Origin of the sequence: Pseudomonas sp. PDM31, from assembly GCF_019218965.1 — a bacterium.
Classification (GTDB): domain Bacteria; phylum Pseudomonadota; class Gammaproteobacteria; order Pseudomonadales; family Pseudomonadaceae; genus Aquipseudomonas.
The window spans coordinates 98,784-125,330 of the sequence record NZ_JAHUWS010000014.1; the positions used below are offsets into that span (position 1 = coordinate 98,784).

The 26,547-nt window shown below is 58.0% G+C and carries 26 protein-coding genes, 1 tRNA gene and 3 pseudogenes; 18 read left to right on the forward strand and 12 right to left on the reverse strand.

The window, feature by feature from the left end; genetic code table 11:
- Positions 1-140 precede the first annotated feature (140 nt).
- The 5 genes and pseudogenes from KW839_RS27770 to KW839_RS23935 all read right to left on the reverse strand — a co-directional run.
- A pseudogene (locus KW839_RS27770) lies at positions 141-314 on the reverse strand (hypothetical protein); the annotation flags it as partial.
- Complete coding sequence (locus tag KW839_RS23920; protein WP_218425676.1) at positions 274-1,833, reverse strand: Fic family protein; 1,560 nt, start codon at positions 1,831-1,833, stop codon at positions 274-276. The gene KW839_RS23920 and the pseudogene KW839_RS27770, both read right to left, overlap by 41 nt.
- A 561-nt stretch (positions 1,834-2,394) precedes the next feature.
- Complete coding sequence (locus tag KW839_RS23925) at positions 2,395-3,000, reverse strand: hypothetical protein (protein ID WP_060540701.1); 606 nt, start codon at positions 2,998-3,000, stop codon at positions 2,395-2,397.
- A gap of 226 nt (positions 3,001-3,226) precedes the next feature.
- Positions 3,227-3,352, reverse strand: a pseudogene (locus KW839_RS27775) (type II toxin-antitoxin system HicB family antitoxin); the annotation flags it as partial.
- A gap of 37 nt (positions 3,353-3,389) precedes the next feature.
- Positions 3,390-4,190 (reverse strand): IclR family transcriptional regulator, encoded by an 801-nt coding sequence (locus KW839_RS23935; RefSeq protein ID WP_218425677.1) that lies wholly within the window; start codon positions 4,188-4,190, stop codon positions 3,390-3,392.
- A 112-nt stretch (positions 4,191-4,302) separates the two neighbouring features.
- On the opposite strand from KW839_RS23935, the gene KW839_RS23940 reads away from it, so the two are divergent.
- The 13 genes from KW839_RS23940 to KW839_RS27780 all read left to right on the forward strand — a co-directional run bounded on the left by KW839_RS23940 (position 4,303) and on the right by KW839_RS27780 (position 15,827).
- Positions 4,303-4,830, forward strand: a complete 528-nt coding sequence (locus tag KW839_RS23940; RefSeq protein WP_060540699.1) for a VOC family protein — start codon at positions 4,303-4,305, stop codon at positions 4,828-4,830.
- Between the two features lie 20 nt (positions 4,831-4,850).
- Positions 4,851-6,020 (forward strand): S9 family peptidase, encoded by a 1,170-nt coding sequence (locus tag KW839_RS23945; protein WP_060540698.1) that lies wholly within the window; start codon positions 4,851-4,853, stop codon positions 6,018-6,020.
- Positions 6,017-7,210 carry a CaiB/BaiF CoA-transferase family protein gene (locus KW839_RS23950; RefSeq protein ID WP_060540697.1) on the forward strand — a complete coding sequence of 398 codons (1,194 nt, stop codon included), beginning with the start codon at positions 6,017-6,019 and terminating at the stop codon, positions 7,208-7,210. Before KW839_RS23945 ends, KW839_RS23950 begins: the two co-directional genes overlap by 4 nt.
- 13 nt (positions 7,211-7,223) lie before the next feature.
- On the forward strand, positions 7,224-7,787 hold the full coding sequence (locus KW839_RS23955; RefSeq protein ID WP_060540696.1) for an NADPH-dependent FMN reductase: 564 nt from the start codon (positions 7,224-7,226) through the stop codon (positions 7,785-7,787).
- Between the two features lie 49 nt (positions 7,788-7,836).
- The gene (locus KW839_RS23960) at positions 7,837-8,985 is read left to right on the forward strand and encodes an ABC transporter substrate-binding protein (RefSeq protein ID WP_218425678.1); all 1,149 of its coding nucleotides are present in this window, start codon (positions 7,837-7,839) and stop codon (positions 8,983-8,985) included.
- A 26-nt stretch (positions 8,986-9,011) separates the two neighbouring features.
- Positions 9,012-9,896 (forward strand): branched-chain amino acid ABC transporter permease, encoded by an 885-nt coding sequence (locus KW839_RS23965; RefSeq protein WP_218425679.1) that lies wholly within the window; start codon positions 9,012-9,014, stop codon positions 9,894-9,896.
- A complete protein-coding gene (locus KW839_RS23970; RefSeq protein WP_218425680.1) occupies positions 9,893-10,867 on the forward strand; it encodes a branched-chain amino acid ABC transporter permease in 975 nt (324 codons plus the stop codon). Before KW839_RS23965 ends, KW839_RS23970 begins: the two co-directional genes overlap by 4 nt.
- The gene (locus tag KW839_RS23975; RefSeq protein WP_218425681.1) at positions 10,864-11,652 is read left to right on the forward strand and encodes an ABC transporter ATP-binding protein; all 789 of its coding nucleotides are present in this window, start codon (positions 10,864-10,866) and stop codon (positions 11,650-11,652) included. The genes KW839_RS23970 and KW839_RS23975 overlap by 4 nt, the downstream gene beginning before the upstream one ends.
- Entirely contained in the window at positions 11,645-12,370 is a 726-nt protein-coding gene (locus tag KW839_RS23980) for an ABC transporter ATP-binding protein (protein ID WP_060540691.1), read from the forward strand. The genes KW839_RS23975 and KW839_RS23980 overlap by 8 nt, the downstream gene beginning before the upstream one ends.
- A 111-nt stretch (positions 12,371-12,481) precedes the next feature.
- Positions 12,482-13,420 (forward strand): hydroxymethylglutaryl-CoA lyase, encoded by a 939-nt coding sequence (locus KW839_RS23985; protein WP_060540690.1) that lies wholly within the window; start codon positions 12,482-12,484, stop codon positions 13,418-13,420.
- Positions 13,421-13,508: 88 nt separating this feature from the next.
- A complete protein-coding gene (locus KW839_RS23990; protein ID WP_218425682.1) occupies positions 13,509-14,738 on the forward strand; it encodes an OprD family porin in 1,230 nt (409 codons plus the stop codon).
- A 716-nt stretch (positions 14,739-15,454) separates the two neighbouring features.
- Entirely contained in the window at positions 15,455-15,607 is a 153-nt protein-coding gene (locus KW839_RS23995) for a hypothetical protein (RefSeq protein WP_156465480.1), read from the forward strand.
- Between the two features lie 70 nt (positions 15,608-15,677).
- Positions 15,678-15,827 (forward strand): hypothetical protein, encoded by a 150-nt coding sequence (locus KW839_RS27780; protein WP_256352810.1) that lies wholly within the window; start codon positions 15,678-15,680, stop codon positions 15,825-15,827.
- 149 nt (positions 15,828-15,976) lie between these two features.
- Here the strand turns inward: KW839_RS27780 and KW839_RS24005 are convergent, their stop codons facing one another.
- Together KW839_RS24005 and KW839_RS24010 are read right to left on the reverse strand one after the other, a co-directional pair.
- Positions 15,977-16,204, reverse strand: coding sequence for an AbrB/MazE/SpoVT family DNA-binding domain-containing protein (locus tag KW839_RS24005; RefSeq protein WP_236707785.1), 228 nt, complete (start codon positions 16,202-16,204; stop codon positions 15,977-15,979).
- Between the two features lie 72 nt (positions 16,205-16,276).
- The gene (locus KW839_RS24010; protein WP_218425684.1) at positions 16,277-17,191 is read right to left on the reverse strand and encodes a LysR family transcriptional regulator; all 915 of its coding nucleotides are present in this window, start codon (positions 17,189-17,191) and stop codon (positions 16,277-16,279) included.
- 188 nt (positions 17,192-17,379) lie between these two features.
- On the opposite strand from KW839_RS24010, the gene KW839_RS24015 reads away from it, so the two are divergent.
- From KW839_RS24015 to KW839_RS24030, 4 genes are all read left to right on the forward strand, one after another.
- Positions 17,380-18,708: a dicarboxylate/amino acid:cation symporter gene (locus KW839_RS24015; protein ID WP_218425685.1), complete on the forward strand. Its 1,329-nt coding sequence runs from the start codon at positions 17,380-17,382 to the stop codon at positions 18,706-18,708.
- Between the two features lie 19 nt (positions 18,709-18,727).
- A complete protein-coding gene (ttdA, locus tag KW839_RS24020) occupies positions 18,728-19,627 on the forward strand; it encodes a L(+)-tartrate dehydratase subunit alpha (protein ID WP_080956980.1) in 900 nt (299 codons plus the stop codon).
- Positions 19,624-20,232 carry a L(+)-tartrate dehydratase subunit beta gene (gene ttdB, locus KW839_RS24025; protein ID WP_218425686.1) on the forward strand — a complete coding sequence of 203 codons (609 nt, stop codon included), beginning with the start codon at positions 19,624-19,626 and terminating at the stop codon, positions 20,230-20,232. Before ttdA ends, ttdB begins: the two co-directional genes overlap by 4 nt.
- Before the next feature lie 134 nt (positions 20,233-20,366).
- The gene (locus KW839_RS24030; RefSeq protein ID WP_218425687.1) at positions 20,367-21,233 is read left to right on the forward strand and encodes an oxaloacetate decarboxylase; all 867 of its coding nucleotides are present in this window, start codon (positions 20,367-20,369) and stop codon (positions 21,231-21,233) included.
- 339 nt (positions 21,234-21,572) lie between these two features.
- Here KW839_RS24030 and KW839_RS24035 read toward each other — a convergent pair whose 3' ends face one another.
- The 3 genes from KW839_RS24035 to KW839_RS24045 form a co-directional block, all read right to left on the reverse strand.
- Positions 21,573-22,085: a 3'-5' exonuclease gene (locus KW839_RS24035; protein ID WP_256352811.1), complete on the reverse strand. Its 513-nt coding sequence runs from the start codon at positions 22,083-22,085 to the stop codon at positions 21,573-21,575.
- Positions 22,086-22,793: 708 nt separating this feature from the next.
- A complete protein-coding gene (locus tag KW839_RS24040; RefSeq protein WP_256352812.1) occupies positions 22,794-23,021 on the reverse strand; it encodes an AbrB/MazE/SpoVT family DNA-binding domain-containing protein in 228 nt (75 codons plus the stop codon).
- A 125-nt stretch (positions 23,022-23,146) separates the two neighbouring features.
- A complete protein-coding gene (locus tag KW839_RS24045) occupies positions 23,147-24,235 on the reverse strand; it encodes an asparaginase (protein ID WP_060540686.1) in 1,089 nt (362 codons plus the stop codon).
- A gap of 267 nt (positions 24,236-24,502) precedes the next feature.
- On the opposite strand from KW839_RS24045, the pseudogene KW839_RS28180 reads away from it, so the two are divergent.
- Positions 24,503-24,698, forward strand: a pseudogene (locus KW839_RS28180) (hypothetical protein); the annotation flags it as partial.
- Between the two features lie 342 nt (positions 24,699-25,040).
- On the opposite strand, the gene KW839_RS24050 reads toward KW839_RS28180, so the two are convergent.
- Both KW839_RS24050 and KW839_RS24055 read right to left on the reverse strand, forming a co-directional pair.
- Positions 25,041-25,114 (reverse strand) — tRNA-Gly (locus KW839_RS24050).
- 273 nt (positions 25,115-25,387) lie between these two features.
- The gene (locus tag KW839_RS24055) at positions 25,388-26,272 is read right to left on the reverse strand and encodes an alpha/beta fold hydrolase (protein WP_218425689.1); all 885 of its coding nucleotides are present in this window, start codon (positions 26,270-26,272) and stop codon (positions 25,388-25,390) included.
- Positions 26,273-26,547 lie beyond the last annotated feature (275 nt).

A 26,547-nucleotide genomic window follows, 5' to 3' on the forward strand; every position in this document is an offset into this window, starting at 1 on the left:
GTGAGCTTTCCTGTTCGACATGTTTGGTCCAATCCACCAGATCCAGGCTCAAAAAACCGGCCATCACGACCGGTTTCTCGTATCTCTACACAACCCCCCGAGGGGCAGACGTGGCAGCTTGCGCCAGTAGAGCGAGCCACTCAGAAAAACCAGCTGCGATCATCTTCCAGTTTCTGGCTGCACTGCTTCAGTTGCGCCTGGTAGTTGCGCTATTGTTGTTCCACTTTGCGCGCCACTTGTATCAGCCAAGGCTTGCTGAGATGGGAGCCGCGACTATAGTCGCCACGACCTTCGTGGTAGGCCAGATACTGACTGCTCCTCGAACGCAGAGCGCACGGCCTCCACAACACGTTCTGCAATATGCTCATCTTCTAGCAGCGGATACGATTTCTTTAGTTTGCCGGACACTATCCAGCCGTTCTCCTTGATGGAGCGGATAATGCGGTTCGCGTCCTGGTCCGGCATTTCCACAACCTCTTTCAACTGCTCCTGAGCGCGCTGAAAAATCACCAATACTCTGGCTTCATCCGCCATTTCCTTTCGAATCGTATGTTCGACGACGCGAGCGGTGTACAGGACGTGTTCGGTCAGATCGGGATATCGCCAAGTGAAGCAGGCGTCCTCGTATTCATCGAAGATGAAGTTGCTGGGTGTCCCGTCCTCGTAGGTCACCAGTTCGCCGAACCGATAGGCCGTCGCGTAGCGTCGCATGAACGGTCGCGAAAACACTTCGAGTGTACGATCGTAGCCCGCCCTGAAGTCGATCGAGCTTGTGATGGTGGCTGATACCGGCAATATCGCACCGTCAGGCACTGCCTTATCCCGAATCAGGGTGTCGTTGATCAGGAACCGATGAATCCGGCCATTGCCATCGCGCATCGGATGGATGTACACGAAACCAAATGCCAACACGGCGGCACGTGCTATTGACTCCGCGCCACGGGTTGCGACCTCAAACTCGTTGAGCCCTGCCAATAGCCCGGCAAGATCCGCAGAATGAGGAGCAATGTAATGCACGATGTCCTCGCGCATTGTGGCCTGCCCCACAAACTCAGGAGAGCGACGTAATCCCAGTCCGATCGCGTCACGTCCCAGGATGCCGGCTTGCATGGACGTCAGGCTGTCGTTGCTCAACGGGTTTTCTATATGGCCGCAGTGTTGAGCAATAACATGGGCAAACCGCTGGATGCGGTCGGCCTGGTCGGCTTCCTTTTCGATGAGGAAGCTTGCGCGCGATTCCTTGAATGTCAGCCAACTGGCCGTACGCATCAGGATATCTGGGCCAAAGGTTTGGTCCAACTCATCCAATGCCTCGCGCAGATCAAATTGCAGAGCTTCCTGCACTGGCGCTGTTCGACGAACCACGGGGCAAAAACCAGCTGTGCCTGGCAGGTTGTTATTGATCCGCCAACGCCGCGTTCGCAGTGCCTCACGTCGAGTCAGGTAGTTTTGGGGAGAAAGTGCCTGAACATAAGCGCCATTGGTCACGTCAGGCACATCCAGGCGTTCGCCTGTCAGCCATTCATAAAAGAAGCCCGTGCGCCGGGCGTACTGTCCGAAAGGTTCACGTCGACACCAGTCCTCGATAGGCTGCGGGCCTATGGCCGCAAACAGGCGAGCAAAGAACTCAAGATGAATCTCTTCGTACTTGAGGCCGAACTCGAAATGACCTGCGAAATCGTCCGTGGGGCGATACCTTGGTGGATACCGGTTCTCCACCTTCCCGCCACTTTCACGACTGACTCGCACAGTGCCTATTATCGACTCAACGCGCAGTGGCTGTGCCAGAGCGATGTTGTGACGGTTCGCGAGGGTCTGAAAACCGACTTGCATTGACGAAATCCTTTATCGAGGCAAGAAAAAGGCTAACAAGAAAGCGATTTTATGGCAAAACGTTAATTTCTTCAGTGTAAAATCACTAATGCTGAAGGAAATTTGATACTAAATATGGTGTCTGCAAGAAAAACGTTAACAGGACCTAAGGTAGTCGGTATCCGGCGCCAGCGCTCGGTCACCGATCAGCGGAAGATGGACGAAAATGCGGACGGGGATTTTTGTCGAAGAGTCGCCAATTTAGCCAACGGTCTAATTCCAGCAAATCCAAACAAAAAAAGGCCTTCAAGACTAATGCCGATCAGTTAGGGACAATTCCTGAGGGAGTGAAACTTAGTGGCGGAACGCCGCATCGCCCCGTTGGGTCGCGAAGCGGCCCGAGAAAATGGGACTGCTGCGCAGTCCAGCGGGGGCAAGCCCCCTCGCCACAAAGGTTCGCTCCCATAAGGGTTGCGGTGTTTGATGCCTTAACTGATCAGCATTAGGCCTTCAAGACCGGTTTTATATCTCTACACATCCACCAGGGGGCAGCCCTTGAGCTTGCGCCCGTGGACGCGTTACTCAGAAAAACCAGCTGCGATCATTCTCCAGTTCCTGGCTGCACTGCTTCAACTGCGCCTGGTAGTTGCGTGATTGTTGTTCCACTTTGCGCGCCACTTGAATCAGCCAAGGCTTGCTGAGATGGGAGCCGCGACTATAGCCGCCACGACCTTCGTGGTAGGCCAGATACTGGTTGTAAGCGTCCCATTTGGAGATCCCGAGTTGGCGCTGGGTGCCGGTGGTGTACCAGCCGATGAACATGATCGCGTCATCGAAGTTGTCCCGTGAGCCGCCATTGCCGGTGCCGTCCTTGTACTCGCCCCACACAGGATCCTGCGCTTGTGCGTAGCCGTATGCGGAACTGACCCGGCCCCAGGGGATGACCCACAGCAGGTAGTCGCGAGGGGGGAGGGCATCGGAAACAAAACTGCTTTCCTGCTTCATGATCGCCATCGCCACAGGTAGAGGCGTGCCCCATGCCTTCTGCATGTCCAGGGAGTCTTCGTACCAGTCCGGGTATTCACGATAAATGTTGCAGAGGTTGTTCTGGTCTTTGGGTGGCGCCGTTGCGCAGCCCGTCAAAATCATCAGAAACAGCAAAAATATCCACGTTCGCCTTTGCTTCATTCATAACATCTCTGAAAGGAGTAGGGCGCCGTCAGTCCATGTATGCGGCTCCTGATTCCTATGGACCAAAGCACCGACAGCAATGTCTGATGCCTTCCTGATCGACCGGGTCACCCGATACGCAAGATGGGTTTGTAACGTCTTGCTACCGTTGAGCCAACACACTTGCGCTCAAAAAACCGGCCACTTGGGGCCCAGAGGTACATCACTGAAACAAAGTCATCCGCTCTGTTGCAACATCTTGAGCGCCGCCGAGGCGAGCGCCGGCGGAAAAGCACCCCGCAATGTCAGGGACTTCCACGCCCCAGGCGTGTTTTTCGTCGCCCATTGAAATCGCAATCGGGTAAAGCATGTTGATCGTCCTCCGAGGACTCGGTGCTTCGGGCCCGTCAGAGCAGCGCCGTTTCAATCGGCGCCGACATACCAGGATCGTCGATCCGGGTTCCCGCGCCGAGCTCGGCGAGGCGCCGTGCAATCTCGCTCGCCTGCCGCTGGGCGAGCGCCGCGCAGCCCTCGATATTGATCAATGCACGCCGTTCCACATCGAACACCAGGGCGATGGACCCCACCAGGCCCACAGGTGGCATCAGGATGGGAACGGCCAAGCCCATGGCGCCGGCCTCCAGTTCTTGTTCTGAGAGGTAGTACCCCCGCTTCCGTACGTCGGAGAAGTGGGCCTTCTGCGCAGGCCAGTCGGCACCCAGCCGTTGGAGGTCGGGGTCGTCCCTATGCTTTTCACAGATCTTGCGCAGGCGCGCCGGTGGCAGGAAGGCGAGCATGGCCTGCGACGGCGCGCCGCGAAACATTGGCATCGGATGTCCTCGCGCGAAGGCCTCACCCGCAGGGTAGCGGCCGACCTGCTGGTGCACATTGACTACTTCATCGTTGTACATGCGGCAAAGGAAGCTGGTGAATCCGGTTTCCTCGGAGAGGTGCTGCAGGGGATCGCGTGCCGCTTTGAGCAGCGGGTCCGACTGACGAATCCGGTAGTCCAGCATGATGATCCGCGCTCCCAGCGAGTAGTGGCCGGAGTAATTGGCCAGGAAGCCGGCCGTCGACAGTTCGCGCAGGTAGCGGAAAGCCGTGGGGCGAGACAGTTGAAGGCGCGCAGCGACCATCTCTGCTGTCAGCAGGGTATCGCTCTCGGAAAATAGATCCAGCACATCGGTCATTCGGACAAATTTGCTCATCGAGCGGGGGACTCCAGGGTGATTGCCGTCGGTCGTATGTAAAATCTCAATATTTGACACTTTACGTTATTTTCCTCATATTCTCCAAAACAACAACATAGAGGCTTAGCCCATGCCCAAGACTTTTGAACCCATCCGGCGCCTTCATCATTTTGCATGGCGATGCCGCGACGCAGAGGAAACCCGCGCCTTCTACGAGGACATCCTGGGCTTGCCGCTGACCCACGTCGTTCTTGCCGACAGCGTGCCCAGCACGGGGGAGAACTACCCCTTCGCGCATCTTTTCTTCAGTCTGTGCGATGGCTCTTCTATCGCTTTCTTTGACCTTGGCGACGACACGGCGGCGCAGCCTTCCCCCAACACTCCGGCCTGGGTCAACCATCTTGCCCTGAAGGTCGACTCGATGGGCGCCATGGAGCGGGTTCGACAGAAACTCGAAAGTGTCGGCATCGAGGTCCTCGGCATTACCGACCACGGATTCGTACGTTCGATCTACTTCTTCGACCCCAATGGCGTTCGCCTTGAGTTGACGATCGACATGTCGGATGAGCCAGTCTCTAATTCTGATATTGAAACAGCTCATGTGGAACTGAGCAAGTGGATGTCCGAAAAGGCCGCCCGGCGCGCCGTAACGGTCTGAGTTGCTGAAGGAGACGTCGGATGACTCAAGATATTGAACACCAGTGGGTGCATGTGGGCTACCCCGAGTCCAGCTTGGTCACGGAGAGCTACGGCTTCGTCGGCAGTCAAGGCGTCGTCAATCTGGAGGGAGTGCTGATCCGGCCACGCGAGGGCGGGCGCCATACCGTCTTCTTGATGATGCACCCCAGTTCCACGCTGCAGCTGTTGCCACTGCCGGGCGCCATGGCTCAAGCGGGTCACTCGGTGCTGTGCATGGGAAGCCGCTATGCCAAGAACGACACCGCGCTGATCTACGAAAAAGTTGCGCTGGACCTTGGCGCCTGCGTGCGTTATGCCAAAGAGGTCTTGGGCTACAAGAAGGTGATCCTGCTGGGCTGGTCCGGCGGCGGATCGCTGAGCCTGTTCTATCAGTCGCAGGCCCAGCAACCGACCATCACTCACACGCCTGCCGGCGATCCGGTTGACCTCACCGCAGCCCAGCTCTGGCCGGCGGACGGCTTGGTGCTGGAAGCGGCGCATCGTTCGCGAGCACGCTGCCTCGCCGACTGGATCGATCCTTCGGTACTCGACGAAGGCGACCCCACCCGCCGCGATCCGCGTCTGGACATCTACTCGTCAATCCAGCCGGTGCGCGCTCCTTACCCCGCTGACTGGCTCGCCGAGTACCGTGCGGCCCAGGTTGCCCGGATTCGGCGCATCACCGTGCGAGTGCGCGAAACCCTGGACGAACTGCGCCGCACGGGCGGGGCCGAAATGGAACGCGGCTTCGTGACCCATCGCACCATGGCCGACCCTCGCTTCCTCGATTTGCGCATCGATTCCAACGACCGGGCCCCCGGTTGCTACCTGGGCGTTCCGGAAACCGTTAACAGCGGACCGGTCGGCCTGGCGCGCTTCTCGATGCTGCGCTCCTGGTTGTCGCAATGGTCACTGGATGACTCGCAGGCCGACGGCGAAACCTGCGCCCGCGCAATAACTGTGCCGCTGCTGGCCATCGAACATGGTGGCGACGACGCCGTCCCGCAGCCCGACATGCGCCTGCTCTACGAGGCCTGCGCCAGCACCGACAAGCGCTTCGAGTTGCTGCCCGGTGCCAACCATTATTTCAAGGGTCAGCCGGAACACCTGAAAAAGGCTGTCGCCTTGATCGGCGGCTGGGCTGAACAGTACGAGAGGAGACTCCCATGACAACTCCACTTTCCGGTCTGCGCGTGATTGAAATGGGTACCCTGATTGCGGGTCCCTTTGCTGCCAAGACACTGGCGGATTTCGGTGCCGACGTCATCAAGATCGAACCGCCCGAAGGCGGAGATCCCTTGCGGACATGGCGCACGCCCGAGGGCGAGACTTCGGTGTGGTGGCATGTGCAGTCGCGCAACAAGCGCTCGCTGGCTCTGGACCTCAAGCACCCCGAGGGGCAAGCCCTGGTGCGTCGCCTGGCCATGGAGGCCGATGTGCTGATCGAGAATTTTCGACCAGGCACGCTGGAGGGCTGGGGGCTGGACTTCGAGACCCTCTCGCGGCTCAACCCACGCCTGATCATGCTGCGCATCTCCGGCTACGGACAGACCGGTCCGATGCGTGACCAGCCCGGCTTCGGTGTCATCGCAGAGGCGATGGGCGGCCTGCGCCACATTACCGGCGAGCCTGGCCGCGCACCGATACGGCCCGCCATCAGCATCGGTGATTCGCTGTCAGCCTTGCATGGCGTGATCGGCCTGCTGATGGCGCTCTACCACCGCGACGTGCGCGGCGGCCAGGGCCAAATGGTGGACGTCGCCCTCTACGAATCGGTATTCAACATGATGGAGGGCGCCATTCCCGAATTCGATCGCTTCGGCATGATGAGGGAACCGGCGGGTAGCGCGTTACCTGGTGTGGCCCCCACCAATGCCTACCCCTGCGCAGACGGGCAGTTCGTGCTGATCGCCGGCAATGGCGACAGCATTTACCGCCGGCTCATGGCGCTGGTTGGACGCAATGATCTTGGCGTGGCCCCGGAACTCGCTAGCAATCCGGGACGAGTCAAGGCCATGACTGTGATCGACGAAGCCATTGCAACATGGACCCGGCAGCATTCGCTGGTCGATGCACTGCAGGCGCTCGCAGATGCCAAGGTCCCCGCCGGCCGAGTGTTCACGGTGGCCGACATGATCGACCACCCGCAGTTCCTGGCGCGCGAAATGGTGCCCGAGGTCTCCCTCGCTGACGGCTCCACTTTGCGCGTCCCCGGCATCACCCCAAAGCTCAGTGCCACGCCGGGGCAGATCACGAGCATGGGCCCTGACCTCGGTCAGCACACCACCGAGGTCCTGCGCGCTGCAGGTGTATCGGAAGAAGACATCCATCGGCTGCGCGAGTCAGCAGTGATTGCTTGAGGAAAACGACCACATGAAGAATCTACAAATCCTGGGTATCTGCGGCAGCTTGCGGCGTCAGTCCTACAACCGTAGTGGCCTGCTCGCGGCGGCAGAGAACATGCCCTCGCATATGCGAATGGTCGAAGGCAGCCTGCGGGGCATTCCTGTATATGACGGCGATGTCGAGGAGCAGGGCATTCCGGCAGAAGTCCTGCGTCTGGCCGAAGAAATCCGGTGCGCCGACGCGCTGCTGATCGCCAGCCCCGAGTACAACTTTTCGATCAGCGGCACCCTCAAGAACGCGATCGACTGGCTGTCCCGCACGACGCCCCAGCCCTTCAAGAACAAGCCGGTGGCGCTGCTGTCGGTCACCCCCGGTCCTGTCGGCGGCGCGCGGCAGCAATACGAACTGCGCAAGGTCCTGGGCTGCCTGGAAGCCATCGTGCTGCCTCGTCCGGAGATCTTCATCGGTCTTTGCGCCCAGCGGTTCGACGCCGACGGCAGGCTCGTGGATGAAACGACCCGCGGGCTACTGGGCGCGCAGATGCACGCCTTGAACGAATGGATCACACAGGTCACCCCGCGCGATAGATAACTGCGATTCCCAAAACTGCGATCCCAATAACAACAATCCGGGACAAACCATGAACACATTCAGCAAAGCTATTCGAGCAGCCCTTGGCTGCACCCTCTTGGTGGCGCTGCCGGCCATGGCAGAGGACACCATCAAAATCGGCATGATCACCGACAAGGTCGGGCCGGCGAAACCGTATGCCGAGCCGGTCTCGGCCGGTGTCACCTTCGCGGTCAAGCAACTCAACGCCAAGGGGGGGCTGCTCGGCCGCCAGATCGAACTGCTGGTGGAGGACGACCAGGGCCGTCCGGACATTTCGGCCACCGCCGCGCGCAAGCTCGTGGATGCTGGCGCGGTGTTCATCCTGTCCAATTCGCTGACTCCGGCGACGCAACAAGTGCAGACTGTGACGGTGGAAACGAAGACGCCCCAGTTGGCCCCGAGCAATAGCGGCGACACCTTGACGACCCAGCTCAGCAATCCCAACTTCTGGCAGACCGGCCCGCTGGGGTCGACCCAGATCGCCACGCTGCTGTCCTATGCGGCCAACAAGAAGTACGTCAAGGTGGCCGTGGTGTCCGACAACACGGAGCTGAGCCAGCTCACCACCAAGTCATTCAAGGCCGGTCTCGAGAAGGCCGGCATGCAGGTCGTCGCCGAGGAGATGATCTCGCGCGGTACCACCACGGCCGAGCCGCAGATGCAGAAAGTGCGCGCAGCCAATCCGGAGGCCATCTTTCTCACTGGCTTCCTGACGCCTGAAAACGCCCTCATCCTGCGTGCCTATCGCCAGCTGGGCATGAAGTCCGCCTTGTTGGGTAACTTCAACTTCTCGACGCCGCAAACCGCCGCAGTGGCCAAGGGCTTGCTAGACGAGCTTGTCTTCGTCGATGCATTTGATCCCGCCAAGCCAGAAGTCGCCCGCTTCGTCGAATCGTTCAAGAAGGAAGTCGGCAACGAGCCCTACAACCTCAATGGCTACGGATACGACGGGATGATGCTGGTCGCCGACGCGATCCAGCGCGCCGGCAGTACCGACAAGGAAAAGGTGCGCCAGGCCATGCAGGCAACCAGGGACTATGTCGGCGTGATGGGTGCAACCGGTACCGGCTATGGCTTCGCCGACGACAAGCGAACCGGCTTCGATCCCAATGGCATGGTCGTGCGCGTCTACACCGGCGACAAGCAGGGGCCGGTCGTTCACACCGGTACCAAGTAAGCCCCCAGGCTACTGTAAGGAATCCTATGAACGACTTTCTGGAACTGCTTGTCAGCGCCGCCGCCAGCGGCTGCATATATGGTCTGGTGGCCCTGGCCTATCTGTTGATCAACCGGCCTACCGGCATCATCAATTTCGCGGTGGGTGAGTGGGCCATGGTGGCCGCCTTCGGGGCCTTCGTCGCGCTCTCGCTCATCGAGATACCCTATCCGCTGGCCATGGTCCTGGTGCTGCTGTTGATGCTGGTGATCGGCTGGCTCACCGAACGGCTGGCGGTGCGCCCGCTGGTGGAGAAAGGCGCGCCCCATGTGGCGCCCGTGCTTGCGCTGCTGGGCATGCTGGTGGTGTTTCGCGAGTTGATCTCCATCGGCTTCGGTGCCGATCCGCAACCGGTGCCGCCTGCGCTGGGCTTCGGACGATTCGAACTCGGGGTGCTCGCGGGTTCGTACCAGAGCTTCTTCATCATCGCGGCCACCGCACTGGTCTTCGTCGGCGTGTGGTACTTCTTCGAACGCACACTGACCGGCAAGTCCTTCGAGGCGGTAGCGATCGATCGTCGTGCCGCCGCGCTCATGGGCATTCGCCTCGGGCGCGTGACCGCCGCATCCTTCGCGGGTGGCGCGGCGGTTGCCGGGCTGGCTGGCATGTTGGTCTCACCCAACATTTCGGCCCACTACATGATGGGCATGCCGCTGGCGGTCCAAGGCTTCACCGCGTTGGTGATAGGCGGCGTCTGCCGCGTCGAAGGGGCTCTGCTGGGCGGACTCGTGCTGGCCCTGGTAGAGCAATTCACGGTGCGCTACGCCCCCATCCCGGCCGGCCTGGCAATGGGTGTCCCGCTGGTCCTGCTTATCCTCTTCCTACTGGTGCGCCCCACCGGATTGCTACAGGCCCGGGAGGCTCGTATATGAAATCCCTCGTACGCTACATCGTCGCCGCCCTCGTGCTATCTGGCCTGGCCTTTGTCCTGGGCAGCTATCAGATGGACGTGTACCGCAAGTTGCTGCTGTGGATCACGTTGGCCCTGAGCTACAACTTCCTGTTCGGCATCTGCGGTCAGGTTGCGTTCTCGCACATTGCCTTCTACGGCATCGGCGCCTACTCGGTGGTGATCTTCATCACCCAACTGGCCCTGCCTTTGCCGCTGGCTGTCATCGCCACGGTGGCGGTCTGCCTGGCGCTGGCGCTGATCGTCGCCATTCCGGCCACTCGCCTGGCCGGCTTCTACCTCTCGCTGGCCACGCTGGCCTTCGCTCAGCTATTCATCGTGGTGCTGAACGAAGGTGGAGCCGTGACCGGTGCCACTGGCGGCCTGACCAACTACAGCCTGCCAGCGATGTTCGGTGTCACCGTCACCGGCCCCTGGTATACGGTGGTGATCGTGTTGCTCCTGCTTGCAACCTTTGCCACGTTGTGGCGTCTGGACCGGTCCTGGTTTGGCCGTGCCTGCCGCGCAGCCCGTGACAACCCGGAAGCCGCCGTCGCCATGGGCGTGGACGTGCGCCGCACCAAGGTACTGGCCTACACCATCACCAGTGCGCTGGCCGGTGTGGCCGGGATGGTCTACGCCTTCGTGGATAACACCGTCAACCCGGCCATCTTCAGCCAGGAGGCCGTGTTCCAGTTGCTGTTCATGGTCGTCGTTGGCGGCGCCGGCCGGCCGGCCGGCGCCATCATCGGCACCACCGTGCTGTACCTCATGCCACTGCTGCTGTCGCCCCTGATCGGACATCATCATGCACTGGTGTTCGGTCTGTTCATGGTACTCGTCGTGATCTTCCAGCCGCGTGGCCTGATCGGCATTTGGGATCGTGTCGCAAGGCAATGTCGTCAAGGGCAAGGTCGCCAAGGGCAAGTACAACTTCGGAAGGTGCAGCCATGAGCGCCAACAATCCCCTCCTGCAGGTGCGCGGCCTGGGTCGGCGCTTCGGCGGCCTGCATGCGGTCGCCGACCTTGATCTTGACGTCTACCCGGGCGAAATCCTCGGTGTAATCGGGCCCAACGGGGCCGGCAAGAGCACCACTTTCTCAATGATCGCCGGGGCGCTGTCACCCACCAGCGGCGAGATCGTCTTTGATGGACAGCCCATGGGCAAGGTGCGTCCCCACGGCTTTGCGCCGCGCGGGATTGTGCGCACCTTTCAGCACAACAAGCCTTTCGAGAGCATGTCGGTACGCGAGAACGTGATGGTGGGCATGCACAGTCGTATGCCGTCGTCGCTCTGGCAGATCCTGGCAGGGACTGGTTCGTCCGCTCGTGCGGAGCGCCAAGCCGCGGCCAAAGCGGACTCCCTGATCGATTTCGTTGGCTTGTCGGAGTTTCGCGATGCCGACGTCGCCACACTGTCTTTCGGACAAGGCCGCCTGCTCGAGATCGCCCGCGCGCTGGCAGCGGAGCCCCGGCTGATGTTGTTCGATGAGCCCGCCGCCGGACTGACCGCTGCGGAGTGCCGCCGTCTGGAGGAGATCGTGCGCACGATTGCCAAACGCGGCATCTCGGTGTTGCTGATCGAGCACGACATGCGCTTCTTGATGTCCCTGGCGGACCGCGTGGCCGTACTGAACTTCGGGCGCAAGATCGCCGACGACACCGCAGCCGAGGTCCAGCGGCACCCGGAAGTGGTACAGGCCTACCTGGGCAACTTAAAGGATCTGCAGAATGCTTGAAATACGCAACCTCTCAGCAGGCTACGGCCACGGCCCGGTGATCGACGATCTCAGCCTCTCGATTGCGCGAGGCGAAACAGTTGCCGTGCTGGGCCCCAATGGCGCCGGGAAGTCCACGCTCGTCAACGCGCTGTCCGCAACCTTGCCGGTGCGCAAGGGCCAGGTCCTGCTCGAAGGATCTGATCTGGTAGCACTCACCAGCGATGCGATTGTGCGACGCGGTCTGGTGCAAGTGCCGGAAGGGCGACGCATGTTCGCGCCGATGTCGGTGCTGGACAACCTCATGCTCGGTTCCATCACGCTGCCCGGCGGCAAGCAGGCGGCCGAGGAGCAGTTGCAGCGGGTCTACGAACTGTTCCCCAGGTTGGCGGAGCGCCGCCATCAGGCGGCAGGCACCCTGTCCGGGGGCGAGCAGCAGATGGTGGCCATCGGCCGCGCGCTGATGTCGAAACCGCGGCTGCTGTTACTCGACGAACCCTTCCTTGGGATCGCGCCCCGGGTGGTCGAAGAGATTCTGCAGTCGTTGGAGGTGTTGCGCGGCGACGGTCTGACTCTGTTGCTGGTGGAGCAGAAGCTGGACATTGCACTGCCCTTCACGCAACGAGCCGTTGTACTGATCAAGGGCCGCATCGCCCTGGAGCAAACCAGTGCTGAGCTGGCGCGCCGCGACAACCTGGAAAGCCTTTACTTCGAGTTGGCCGACGAGGTCATGGCCTGACGCCGGCGCATCTGACCGCGCTGTCAACCGACTCCGAATGATCCGCTGCCCCCGCCGACGCCGACAGGTGTCGGACGGGCCTTTGCAACCTCCTAATGAGGAGCTGACTTCATGGAACGTCTTTTTATCACCGATGTGTGCATGCGCGACGGGCTGCAGAACCAGTGCGCCCAGGTGTCCACCGAGGCCAAGCTGGCGCTTGCGCAGCACCTCGTGGCAGCCGGCGTTGCCAGCGTGGAGGCGACGAGCTTTGTATCGCCCAAGGCTGTTCCCCAGATGGCCGATGCGGCCGACGTCGTTCTGGGTCTTCAGCAGCGCCTGCCGACACTCCGCACATCGGTCCTGGTGCCGAACCTCAAGGGGCTGCACCGAGCGCTGCAGGCGGGTTGCCGGGAAGTCGCGGTCGTCCTGTCGGCGACGGAGGAAATGAATCGCCGCAACATCAACATGAGCCTGACGCAGGCGCGCGAAGAGTCCGCGTTGGTGCTGCGCGAGGCGCGCGCGAGCGGGATCAAGACACGCGCCTATATCGCCGTGGCTTTCGACTGCCCGTTCGAGGGTGCCACGCCGCTTGACCGCGTGAAGGTACTGGCAGCCGAGATGTATGCGGCCGGTGCCGACGAGGTGGTGATCGCGGACACCATCGGGTCCGCGTTCCCCGCAGAGGTGCGTCGGCGCATGACCGAACTGGCGACCGTCGTACCGCTCGATCGCTTGTCGATTCACCTGCACGATACCCGCGGGATGGGCGTGGCCAATGCGTGGGCGGCAATCGAAGCCGGCGTGCGCCGCTTTGATGCCAGCGCCGGCGGCATCGGTGGCTGCCCGTTTGCGCCCGGCGCTGCCGGCAACCTCGCCACGGAGGACCTCGTCTTGCTGGCCGAGAACTCGGGCTTCGACACCGGCATCAACCCAGTCGCGCTGCTGAGCGCGATCGAGTTTGCCGAGTCCTTGCTCGGCCGAACGTTGGGCGGCCATTCGGCGCGCTGGCTGATCCGGCAGCGCGAGCGGGCCGCTCAAACCTCTACGGAGGGTATCGCGCGGGCTTAACGTACAAAATTCTCCGAATTCTGTGAGCTCCACTTAACCCACACAGGCTTGAAAGCTCTTCAACCACACCTTAGAGAACAATAAAAAAATGAACAGGTATCTATCTCTCGCCACCGCGGGACTGGTTTTGTGCGACCTCAATTTCGCCCAGGCAGGCTTCGTCGAAGACAGCAGCGCGACTTTGGCCACCCGTAACTTTTATTTGAATCGGGACTTTCGCCAAAGTGGCGCTCCCCAGGCCAAGGCCGAGGAATGGGCCCAAGGCTTCATCGCCCAATTTCAGTCTGGCTACACCGACGGCGCTGTGGGGTTCGGCTTCGACGCCTTGGGTACACTGGGCATAAAACTCGACTCCAGCCGAGATCGGCGTGGCACAGGCTTGCTAGCTTTCGGCCCGCAAAGCCACGAGCCAGTGGACGAATACAGCGCACTGGGCCCAACCGCAAAAATGCGCCTGTCCCAGACCCAGCTCAAAGTGGGAACCCTGATACCGACCCATCCGCTGGCGTACTACTCCGATACCCGATTGCTGCCCCAGACGTTCACTGGCGCCTACCTGACGTCGAAGGAAATCGACGACTTGACCTTCACCGCGGCGAGATTGACCGAAAGCAAGGACCGCAACTACTCGCACCGAGACGACATCAGCTTTGCCGGCCAGAGCAGCGATCATATGGACTTGCTCGGTGGTGACTATGCGTTTGGCAAAAACCTGACGCTGACTTACCACCACGGTGATCTACAGGACATCTATCGCCAGCAATACGCCGGGCTGGTTCATGTACTGCCGCTAGCAGAGGGAGTGAGCCTGCGTTCCGACCTGCGTTATTTCGACAGCAATGACATCGGCGCCAGCAAAGCCGGAAAAATTGATAACCGCAACTTCAACGGCATGTTCACCCTGTCGGTCGGGGCGCATCGAATCGGCGCCGCATTCCAGAGTCTGTCAGGCGACAGCGCATTCCCCTACATCGACACCAGCATGCCCTATTTGGTAAACCTGGTTACCTACAACTCCTTCTCCAGGGCCAATGAAAAATCGTGGCAACTACGCCATGATTATGACTTCGCAGCCCTCGGAATCCCGGGCCTGACGCTCATGAACCGTTATGTGAAAGGCGACGACATTCGCACCAGTGCGGTACGCGATGGCACTGAGTGGGAGCGCGATACCGACCTCAGCTATGTCTTCCAGAGTGGAATGCTCGAAGGCGTGAACCTGCGCTGGCGCAACGTCACCTTCCGGTCCGGCAATGGCTTGACTCAGAAGATCGATGAGAATCGCCTGATCGCTGGTTACACCTGGAAATTGTGGTGAGTCCGGTGAGCCAGAATCTGCCGGTTTGTGTCTTGTTGTGGGGAGGGCAACTATGACCCAGTCATGCGCAACTGATGTATGCGCCCTGATAGAGGGACGCAAACTGTCGAGATTCCAATTGCGTGATGGTCTGTGTGTCGGTGTTGGCGTGCTCAAGCAAACAATAGTTGCTGGTTACGTGTAAGACAAAAAAAGGGCTTGTATCACTACAAGCCCTTTTTTATGTGGTCCCGGTGTCGGGAGTTGACCCTGTGCGACTCACCGCCAAGCAGGGAGGGCCGCTAAAGAAAAAGCCATTGCGCAGAAAACCCAAGCGACCCTGGTCGAGACGGGCACTGCGCGGGAATTTTTCGTGCTGCGCGACGCAGAGGCCTGGCATCTGAAACTGCACCTCGGCGCCAAGTGGCTGACCATCACTCGGACACCATTGAGATGTAATATTCCTGGCTCGTCGGTTACTTGAAGAAGTCGCTCATATCTGTGGGTGCTGACGCCGAATTAACCCGTTGGCCGAGATGTCACTGACCCAGTTTTATTCTTCGCGAACCATTGCCTATTGCTGGATTTCTGCCTACCTGGGGTGGGGCAGTCTTACGGCGGCACCTAGGTCAATTCGGCGTCAGCGTCTACATCCGTACCTCCTATGGCGCCGACCTGACCATGGACTGCCTGATGAACCCAGCAAGCGCGCGTTTCAACCTTCGCCGGATTCATCCGTGAATCACAGCGTCCTGACCTACGCGCAAGTGCGGATGTTGGAGCGCAAGGCCGGCTCCGCAGCAGGTGGCGTGTCGATGCATTTTCTTAAAGTCGCTGCTTCGGGCCAGCGGGCCCGGCTGATCTTCGTCGATAAGGAGATACCAGCATGATGAACAACTGCTTGTCGCATCCCATTCAAGTAAATATCCAGCAAGAGCCTGTTGATGCGGGGGATTTGAGATGGAATGTACTTTCACCCTGAAGTACCAACTGCCGTCTGACGACAACGATATGGATGCGATTATGGATCGCTTGGCGGTAGAAGGCTGTGATGATGCATTGGTCGGAGTCGGACAGCCAAGCCGCCTGGCGTTGGAATTTGTCCGTTAAGCACCCTCTGCACATGACGCTATAGCGGGCGCCATAGAAGACGTGCGCCGAGCTGTACCTAACGCCCGCTTGATCGAGGCAGCTCTAGCTCCATCACTTATTACAGGCGGCCTTCCGTGAGTGCGTCAAGGAAGGGCATTGCGACTGTCTCATTTCTCCTGGGCGTTACACAGCTGTCCGCTATCCCAGGCTTGAGAGAGCTCGTCTATTCGATCCGCAATCTGAGGCGTTTTTGATAGGACAAGGCAGCGCGTGTTGCCGACAAATTCTTCTATTAAGTACACAGCGTCGCCGACATCCAGTTCGAGCTCCTGTAATGCCTCATCGGGAATTCGAATCGCACCGTCACCATCCCATTCTTCGATCATGATTTTCATAGGTGGCTTTCTCACGTGTAGTCTCCATTGCTCTGAGTCGCCAATCCACCGCGACCGTTACAAAAGATGGCTCTATGGCCATGCCTCTGAACGGTCAGACTTGCTCCGAAAAAACTCGCGCAGGTGCTCGATAAAGAACGACACTTTAGCCGATAGATTGAGCCGCTCCAGATACACCGCATAGATATCCGCAGACGGTGTTTCGTAATCACTCAGCACCTCTACCAAACGCCCAGAGCGCAAGTGTCCCGCGAGGTTCCACTCAGCGCGCATGAGAATGCCATGCCCCTCAAGCGCCCAGTTGAGTGCGACCTCACCATCGTTGGTGCTGAGGCTGCCCCCGACCTTGACTGATTCGGTCAACTTGCCTCGGTTAAACCGCCAACTCCCAAAAGCCGCATCGTTCTGGCGCAGCACAATGCAAGAGTGCTGCGCCAAGTCTTTGGGTTTTTCGGGATAACCGAAGGCTTCCAGATAAGCCGGCGTCGCGCACAGTCGACGCCGATTCGTTGCAATCTTGCGTGCAATCAAGCGCGAATCGGGTAACTCGCCAAACCGGATGGCTACGTCGATGGCGTCATCCGGCAGATGTATCGGGCGGTCGGTCAGGTGCAGTTGTACCTCGATATCCGAATAGCGCTTAGCGAACGAGGAGATTGCCGGCCCGACGTGCGTGCGGCCAAACCCCAGAGGCGCATTGACCCGCAGCAGCCCTTTGGGTTCGGCACGGCTACTGGAGACTTGGCGCTCCATTTCATCGATCTCGCTGAGGATCCGCTGCGCGTTCACCAAATAGAGCTCGCCCTCCGCTGTGAGGCTGATGCTCCGGGTGGTGCGGTTCAGTAAGCGCACGCCAAGTCGGCGCTCCAGGAGGCTCAGTCGTTTGGAGACCGCCGGTGGTGTCAGATTCATCTCGCGGGCGGTGGCTGCCAAGCTTCCGGTTCTCATCAGAAGGGTAAAAAAAGCCAGCTCCGAAATTGGACTCATAATTAACTCAAAGTAAATAATGAAGTGAATTCCAGTGTATTACACCTTTTTTAAAAAACCATTAATTTATATGGGTGATTACCTAAGACACACCTGCGCTCTCTACTGCCCTAGCTACTACTTAGCTATTGATAGAGCCCGCAGATGCCAACAAAAAAATCCGACTCACAAAAATAATGCGGAGATAAATGGCTATGCGATACCTAGGGAAGCTCTACGTCCAGGTTTTGATCGGCGTCACTGTCGGCATCCTGCTCGGTGTTTTCTGGCCCCATATTGGCATCGACCTCAAACCGCTGGGCGATGCCTTCATCAAACTAATCAAAATGGTTTTCGCACCGATCATTTTTGCCACAGTGGTGCTCGGCATCGCAAGAATGGAGAACATGAAGGAGCTCGGCAGGGTTGGGATGCGAGCGCTGATCTACTTCGAAATCCTGTCTACCTTCGCCCTGGTGCTTGGCCTGATTGTGGTAAACCTTGTAAAACCAGGCGAGGGAATGAACGTCGATGCGGCTACGCTCGACATTGCGAGCATTTCTACCTACACCTCGGCGGCAACAAATTCGGGCGGTTTCATCGACTTCCTGATGAATGTAATTCCAGCCAGCATTACTGATGCCTTCGCCAAGAACCAAATATTGCCGATCCTGCTGTTCTCAACACTCTTCGGCATCGCGCTTTCGCACCTTGGCCCACGCGGTAAACCCGTAGTCGATGTGCTTGAAGCCTTTTCCCATGGCATGTTCCACATCGTCGGCATGATCATGCGAGTCGCTCCGTTGGCTGCATGTGGCGCGATGGCCTTCACCGTCGGCAAGTACGGTCTAGGCTCCATCGTTTCGCTCGGTAAATTGATGGCGACCATGTACATCACCTGCTTCCTGTTCGTGGTGATCATTCTCGGTTTCATCTCGCGCTTGTCCGGCTTTAGTCTTTGGAAGTTTCTCAAGTACATAAAGGAAGAACTGTTCACCGTACTGGGCACCAGTTCCTCAGAGTCGGTGGTACCGCAGTTGATGACCAAGCTTGAGAGAGTTGGTGTATCCAAGCCGGTAGTAGGCCTGGTTATCCCGTCCGGCTTGACCTTCAACCCTGATGGTCAGTGCATCTACTACACCATGGCGGCCATTTTCATTGCTCAGGCTACCAACACGCCATTAACTCTAATGGATCAGTTGATCGTTCTGGGCGTCCTGTTGCTGACTTCCAAGGGGTCGGCGGGTGTTACCGGTTCGGGCTTTATCACCCTGGCGGCGACTCTGGCAACAATGGACAACATTCCGGTAGCAGGCATGGTGCTTCTGCTGGGCGTCGACCGCTTCATGTCCGAAGCACGGGCCGTCACCAACACCATCGGTAACGCAGTCGGCACCATGGCAATCGCCAAGTGGGTTGGTGCTCTCGATAAGAAAAGAGTGGACTTCGTATTAGACGGCGGAATCGTGCCTGAGCAGAACCAGGTACAGGAAGCATCGCCGCTTAATATTTCGAGTCCAGTCAAATCAGCCTTGTGATGCAGTTAGGAGAGTAATCGTGGATAAAGAAGCAGCTGTTGAATCGCTAACCGACGTGATGGCGAAGTTCACCGCGTACATCGGCAAGCGCTTGCCAAAGGACGTAAAAGAGAAGACGGCGAAGTTGCGGGCAGCGGAAACTAATCCGTTGGCCATTGCTGTCTACGACTCGATGGCTGACAACCAGGAGTACGCCGACAAGCTGAATCGTCCCAGCTGCCAGGACACTGGTGTGATTCAGTATTTCATCTCTGCTGGAGCCCAGTTCCCACTACTGAGTGACCTGGAGGGCATCCTGGAGAATGCGACAAAGGAGGCGACTATTAAGGGCCCACTGCGTCATAACGCAGTGGAGACCTTTATCGAGAAAAACACCGGTACCAATACTGGTTCGAAGATTCCATGGCTGGACTGGCAAATCATTCCTGACGCCGACCACGCGATCATTGATGTGTACATGGCTGGCGGCGGTTGCACCTTGCCAGGCTCGGCCAAGGTTCTGATGCCCGGCCAAGGCTATGAAGGCGTGACCGAGTTCGTCTTCGATGTGATCACCTCGCGGGGTATCAATGCTTGCCCACCACTTTTGGTCGGCGTGGGCGTGTCCACCTCGGTGGAAACCGCCGCGCGTCTATCTAAACTGGCGATCCTGCGTCCAGTGGACTCCAGCCATCCGAACGAAAGCGCTGCGATGATGGAAAAGCTGCTGGAGGATGGCCTCAATGAAATCGGTATTGGCCCGCAGGGTCTGACCGGCAACAGTAGCGTAATGGGGGTAAACATCGAGTCTTCGGCGCGCCACCCTTCGACCATCGGTGTGGCCGTATCCACCGGATGCTGGGCCCACCGTCGCGGCAAGATCCGAATCAACGCTGACTTGTCCTACGACATCCTCTCCCATGAAGGAGTAGTTCTGTGAAGAAGATACTGAATACGCCAATCAAGGACGAGGATCTGGCTGGCCTGAACGTTGGTGATGTGGTTTACCTGACCGGCCAGTTGGTGACCTGCCGTGACGTCGCGCACCGCCGCTTGATCGAGCTCAAGCGCGAGTTGCCGGTAGATCTGCGTGGTGGGGCGATCTTCCACGCGGGGCCAATTGTTCGCAAAAAAGACGATGGCAGTTTCGAGATGGTCTCCATCGGCCCGACCACCAGCATGCGGATGGAGAAGTTCGAGAAAGAGTTTATTGAGCAAACCGGCGTAAAGTTGATCGTTGGTAAGGGCGGGATGGGGCCGGAAACGACCACAGGCTGCCTGGAGAACAAAGCGGTGCATGCTGTTTTCCCTGGCGGGTGCGCGGTACTGGCGGCGACTCAGGTCGAGGAAATTGTTCGAGCGGAATGGCAAGACCTTGGCATGCCGGAGACACTATGGGTGAACCGAGTACGTGAATTCGGCCCGCTGATCATCTCCATCGATACCAAGGGCAACAATTTGTTTGAGCAAAACAAACTGCGCTTCAACGAACGTAAAGGCGCGGTGATCGAGAGGATCAACAGTCAGGTGCGCTTCATTAAGTGAATCGGTTGCTAGGCCATAGCGATCACGCTATGGCCTAGCACTCGCCCTACAGTTTGCACCGCCGTCGCAACGACGAGCGCATTGCCCTCCAGGTAGTTGCACGGCGCACCTCAATGTAAACTACAGAGATTGCCATGCATAAAACCAGTCCTCACGAACTGCGTAAAATTTTCCGTGCCCTCCTTGCCGGCCAGAAGTCATTCACTACAGCCTCCGTCTTCGATCCTCTGTCAGCCCGTATCGCTGCCGATCTTGGCTTTGAGGTCGGTATCCTTGGCGGTTCGGTTGCCTCGCTGCATGTGCTCGGTGCCCCCGATATCGCGCTGATCACGTTGAGCGAATTTGTGGAGCAGGCAAGGCGTATCGGTCGGGTCGCCCAGCTGCCAGTGATTGCCGATGCCGATCATGGTTACGGCAACGCCCTTAACGTCATGCGTACTGTAACGGAGCTGGAGCGCGTCGGCATTGCTGCATTGACCTTGGAAGATACTCTCCTGCCAGCTCCATTCGGAGGCCCAGCCTTTTCTCTTATTAGCATCGAGGAAGGCATCGGCAAACTGCGAGCCGCTCAGCGAGCTCGTCAAGATGCTGAATTGGCCTTGATCGCTCGTACCCACGCCAGCGCGCAACCGCTCACCGAAGTCATCAAACGTATTGGGGCCTATCAAGATGCGGGTGCTGATGGAATTTGTCTGGTTGGTGTGCGGGACTTCGAGCATCTTGAAGCGATTGCCGACGGTTTGCGGATACCGCTGATGCTGGTTACCTACGGCAATGCCGCATTGCGCGACCAGCAACGCCTCAGCCAACTTGGCGTGCGCATTGTGGTGGACGGGCATGCTGCTTGTTTTGCTGCGATCAAAGCAACCTACGATAGCTTACGGGCACAGCGTGAGATTGCCGACAAGGACAATCTGACTCCCTCGGAGTTGTCCCACCGATACACTTCTCCGAATGAATACATCACTTGGGCAGGAGAATTTATGAGCGTGACGGGATAACCATTCATTCCGTTTGCGTGAGGCTCGTCAAGCTTGGGAAGTGGGAGGAGTGCCTAGTCTGTCGCGCAAAAATTGAATGAATTGCTGAGTCTACGCTGCGAGCAGTCACGCTTCAGCTACAGCATAGACGGGTACACTTTCGTCCTCCCAAGGAGGGTATCCGCCGACAATCCACGATTTAGCGTGCAACTGTTCGAGCAGATCATGTCCCTAAGTACATGGTAGGTCGTGTTCAAATCCATCTGCGCTCGATTCATTGCGTGCCCATAGCTAAGCTGCGGTATGAAGTGGCGTCAACGGGGTGGTCGATCCTTCGGGCCTTAAGGCCCGGCTCATCAATTAGCCAAGCATTTCCTTCACGATGGAAGCCACATTTCTCGCATCGTCTATCCCTCGGTGGTAGGTGCCCTGCCAGGCCAAGCCCATGGCCTCTACTGTTTGCTTCAGTCCCTTCGGCTGATTGTCGTAGAGCCCTTTATGCCATTTCCTCACATTGAAGTGCTGCAGACCGGAGAGCAGGGAAGGGCACGCAGCTAATCCTGCATCGCGCTCCAGCTGCCTTGCATCGTAGTCACCCCAAGATGCCCAAGCAGCATCTGTATGCCGGGCAATAAACGCTGCTAGCTCTTGGCCAACCTCCTGATAGGTTCGGGCGCCGTCCACGTCTGCTTGTTGGATGGAGGTGAGTTTTTTGCAGAAAGCGGTCAGGGTAGGGGTGATCTGAGGCCGAACGAAACGCTGGAACTCATCGACGATCTCAAGCGATTCCAAATCGATTACTACCAGGCCAATTTCAATCGTTTCACATCTGATCGGGAACGACTGCGAGGGGTCTTGGTGATTCCGACTCATCCACCTCGTCACAGGTTGCCTCAAGGTCTACGCAGTAAAGGTAGCGGTAGGGCGCGAGGAGGTTTTGGATGGATTGAAGGTGAAGAAGCTTTGCTTGAATGCTCATGACATGGATGTCCTAGCTTTGATCTGTCCAAGGTACATCGACACGTGCATACAGCCACGCTCTGACGGAGTTGTTAGAGGGCGTGCTGCTTCAGTTCCGGCGCAGGATAGGTGATTTGTTGGGCTTCGGAGCTAAAGCTTCTTTGGCTATCGCTCCTTCGGGCTTAAGCCCGGCTCGACCTCACGTCTTCACGTTAAAGCCTACCGCACCGCTCGGCTATCATTTAAGTGCCCAATCGCGTAGGTATCCTCATGGCTAGTGCCACTGTGAATTCTAAATCCCTGTCCAGGTACGGGCTGCTCTAGGACTGCAACCAGGGGATGAAATCGAATTCATCGACCTAAGGAATGGTCAGTTCGCCATCGTGGCTGCGACTTGCTCCGTTAAGCGACTGAAAGGCTTGATCCGTAAGCCGAAGGTCATCGTGAGCATCGATGACATGAATGCAGTATTTGCGCTGAAGGAGTAAATGCTCGTCGATTGCGGTTCACAAGGAGAAAGGCTTGCTAGGTTTGTCTCACGCTTCCTTCCAACGCAGCTTCTGAGACCGGTTGTTGCTGTCGCGTATTCGTGCTTTAAGCCCGGAACTTCGAGTGACTGCTTTACTTCACCTCGGCGTTACTAGGCTGTCCGCCAGTCCAGGCATCAGTGAGCTCGTCTATTCGATCCGCAATCTGAGGCGTTTTTGATAGGACAAGGCAGCGCGTGTTGCCGACAAATTCTTCTATTAAGTACACAGCGTCGCCGACATCCAGTTCGAGCTCCTGCAATGCCTCATCGGGAATTCGAATCGCACCGTCACCATCCCATTCTTCGATCATGATTTTCATAGGTGGCTTTGTCACGTGTAGTCTCCATTGTTTCTGAGTCAACGTCAGGTGGGCTTACCGGTCGGCTGGTTATTAGTACTGATGCGCAAAGGGGTGCCCGACCTGATCAGGTCGGGCGAGGTGAATCAGTATTCCCAGAACATCCGTTGCAGTTCTTTGCTGTCCTGAGTCTTGGTCAGAGCAACCATCGCCAGGATGCGGGCTTTTTGCGGGTTCAGGTCATGGGCAACGACCCAGTCGTATTTGTCATCAGGCTGCTCTGCGTTACGCAGTACAAAACCACCGGCATTGACGTGGGAAGAACGAATGATCTGTACGCCGTCCTTACGCAACGCCTGCAAGGATGGGACGACGCGCGAAGAGACCGAGCCATTGCCAGTGCCAGCATGGATGATGGCTTTAGCGCCAGATTGAGCCAGGGCCTTGTAAGCGGTGTCGCTGACATTGCCATAGGAGTAAGCAATTTCGACGTCAGGCAGGCTCTTGATGGTTTTGATGTCGAATTCAGAGTCCATGGTGTGACGCTTGGCTGGCAGGCGGAACCAATAGGATTTGCCTTCGACCACCATACCCAGCGGGCCCCAGGCGCTTTTGAAGGCTTCAGTCTTGATGTTGATCATCTTGCTCACATCACGACCCGACTGAATCTCGTCGTTCATGGTGACCAGTACACCTTTGCCATGCGCATCTTTGCTGCTGGCGACCGCAACGGCGTTGTACAGGTTCAGCATACCGTCGGCAGACATGGCGGTGCCTGGGCGCATCGAGCCAACGACCACGATTGGCTTGTCGGTTTTTTCCACCAGGTTAAGGAAGTATGCGGTCTCTTCCAGGGTGTCGGTACCGTGAGTAATCACGATGCCATCGACGTCTTTGCTGTCGGCCAGTTCCGCGACGCGGCGACCCAGTTGCAGCAGGTTTTCGTTGGTGATGCTTTCCGACGCGATTTGCATGACTTGTTCGCCACGCACATTGGCCAATTGACTCAGCTCGGGCACGCCAGCAATCAACTGATCGATACCCACTTTGGCCGCTTGATAAGTGGCGCTGTTGGCGGCGCTGGCCCCAGCCCCGGCGATAGTCCCGCCGGTAGCGAGGATCACAACGTTAGCCAGTTTTTGTTTGGTTTCGACTTCTTTTGCTTGAAGTGCGGTAGGGAGTAGCAGCAGGAGGGCCAAGGCGCCCGGAACAAAGGTATTGAAAGCAGATTTCATTATTTTTCTCTCTAGTTGTAATGACGATGCTGATGCAGGTTCATCTAGAAACACCCCGGGCAGATCTGAATGCCGTGGGAGCTTGGAGGAGAGCAGGATCTGTACCAGCTGCACTTTGTCTGGATAATTATTGTAACTATTTGATATATAACAATTTATTATAAGATTTTGTTTCGCAATACAGATCGACGTCCGGTTTTCCGACGATGTGGAGGCTTTGTGTTCGGCAGTCCGAAAATGATCACGATAAAAACCGCTTGGCCCTACGAAAGTGGGAGAAGGCTGGCAGGGCTCGCCAATGCGCCGGAAGAGGTGCAGAAGGAGCATCAGGCGGCGCTGAAAGCTTTGGAAAAAACGCGCTGGCGAGCTCGATCAGGAGCTTCAGTTCATCGAACGTTGCCTTGCGAGCGATGCCCAGCGCGTGCAGGCCAGGGAGCAATCCAGTCAGGTGCCGCCCCCGTAGGTACCGTTAACGGCTTAACTTGATTTCGAAATCGGACAGCCGAACCCGTCGAGGATTTCACCCGAGTTCTGACCGACCTCACTCCCTCTCCATCATCCAGTCACTCACATGCATGATCAATGGCTAATCTGACCCTGGCTGGCAAGGTGGCACAACGAGTGTGTAGGTATTTATTGAAGGGCTGCTGAGTGAGGCCGGTCTGCCTAGGCGTCAGAGTGGCCGGCATCGCTAGTGCACCAATTTTTTTGGCTTTTGAGGGAGTTGGGCGTGGGGGGATGCGAGTTGATTTGGCGGCTGGAAAGTGGGGGGGGCGGCTGGAAGGCCCGGAAATACTGGGGGAGGTGGAGCGGGTAGAGGGAATCGAACCCTCAACTAAAGCTTGGGAAGCTTTCGTTTTGCCACTAAACTATACCCGCTTTTTGCGTCAGTCTTTACTCACCAAAACGGGCTGTCCAATAAGAACCCTCATCAGCTTGGGAAGCTGGAGTAATGCCATTATACGACACCCGCTCAGAGCGGTGACTTTGTACCAGATGTGCGCGGGGAAATGAAGTTTTTCTTTACGCCAGATAGCTTTAGCGCAGGCGAAACAAGACACGGACCGCGTGGCGGTCGTTCGCGGGCAAGCTTCGCTCCTGCAGCAATGGGTTCATTACTGTAGAGCGAAGCTTGCTCGCGATGAGTCTGTTTCAGAATGCCAGTGCATGTTGGTCCTGGACGTAGTGGTACCGCGGTCGGCTTTCGTGCAGGGCCGGTTTCAGGAAGCCGATCAGTGCGTTGCGGCTGTCTCGGCAGGCGGCTTTATGTTCCATGTCGAGAAAGTGGCCGGTGGCCTCAAGGGTGGTGAAGGTGGCTTGCTGTACGTGGTTGGCGAACAACCGGGCGCCATCGGCGGCGGTGTATTCGTCCCATTCGCCGTTCATGAACAGTACCGGCACGTTGATTTTCTGCGCAGCCTTGAAGAAGCACTGACGATCGCTGTGCAACAGGTCGCTGATGTGGAAATGCATCTGCCCGTATTCATGTTCGGCCAGGGAACTGACGTGCCGATAATTGAAGCGCTTGAACAACGTCGGCAGGTGTTTGCCGATGGTGCTGTTCACCAGATTGCCGACCCGGTCGCCGTCCCGGCTGCCGAGGTAGTCGACGCCGCGTTCGAGGTAGTCGAGCATGTGCGCGTTGATCTCCGGAGAGAACGAGCTGATCACGGCCTTTTCGATGCGTCGTGGCCGTTGCGACAACGCGACCAGTGTCGCGGCGCCGCCCCAGGAAAATGACAGCACGTGTTCGGCCCCGAAGTGGTCGATCAGCTCCAGGAGAATTTGCCCTTCGATTTCCTTGGTGAGCATTTTTTCATGCAGGTTGTGCGCCTTGGACTTGCCCGCGTAGGGCTGGTCGTAGCAGACCACATTGAACTGCGGATGAAGGTTTTTCACGGTTTGTGCAAACGACGCAGTCGTGGCCATCGAGCCGTTGACCAGAATGATGGTCTTCTCTGCGGCGTCTGCGCGATAGAACTCCGTGTAAACCCGATACTGACCTTGTATATCCAGCACAGCGATTTCTGGCCTCATGTCATATGACTCCTGGCAAGCGGGTATGCGCGCAAATGAGATTGCACGAGCTTTGTGACAGGTAGGCATACGCCTGGAATTTGAGGGGCCCATGTCGATCCATTGCAGTCCGGTCGACGGGTATTGTTATTGGCGGGCAGTTTGCCGGTACCACGCGGAACCTTGGGTTCCAACCGACAAAAAGTTTCTTAGAAGTATGGGGTGACTCGTCGGTCACATTTCGGCCGACGTCCTGATTCAAGCAGGGGTCACATCAATGTGCAAGTGCCTTTGGT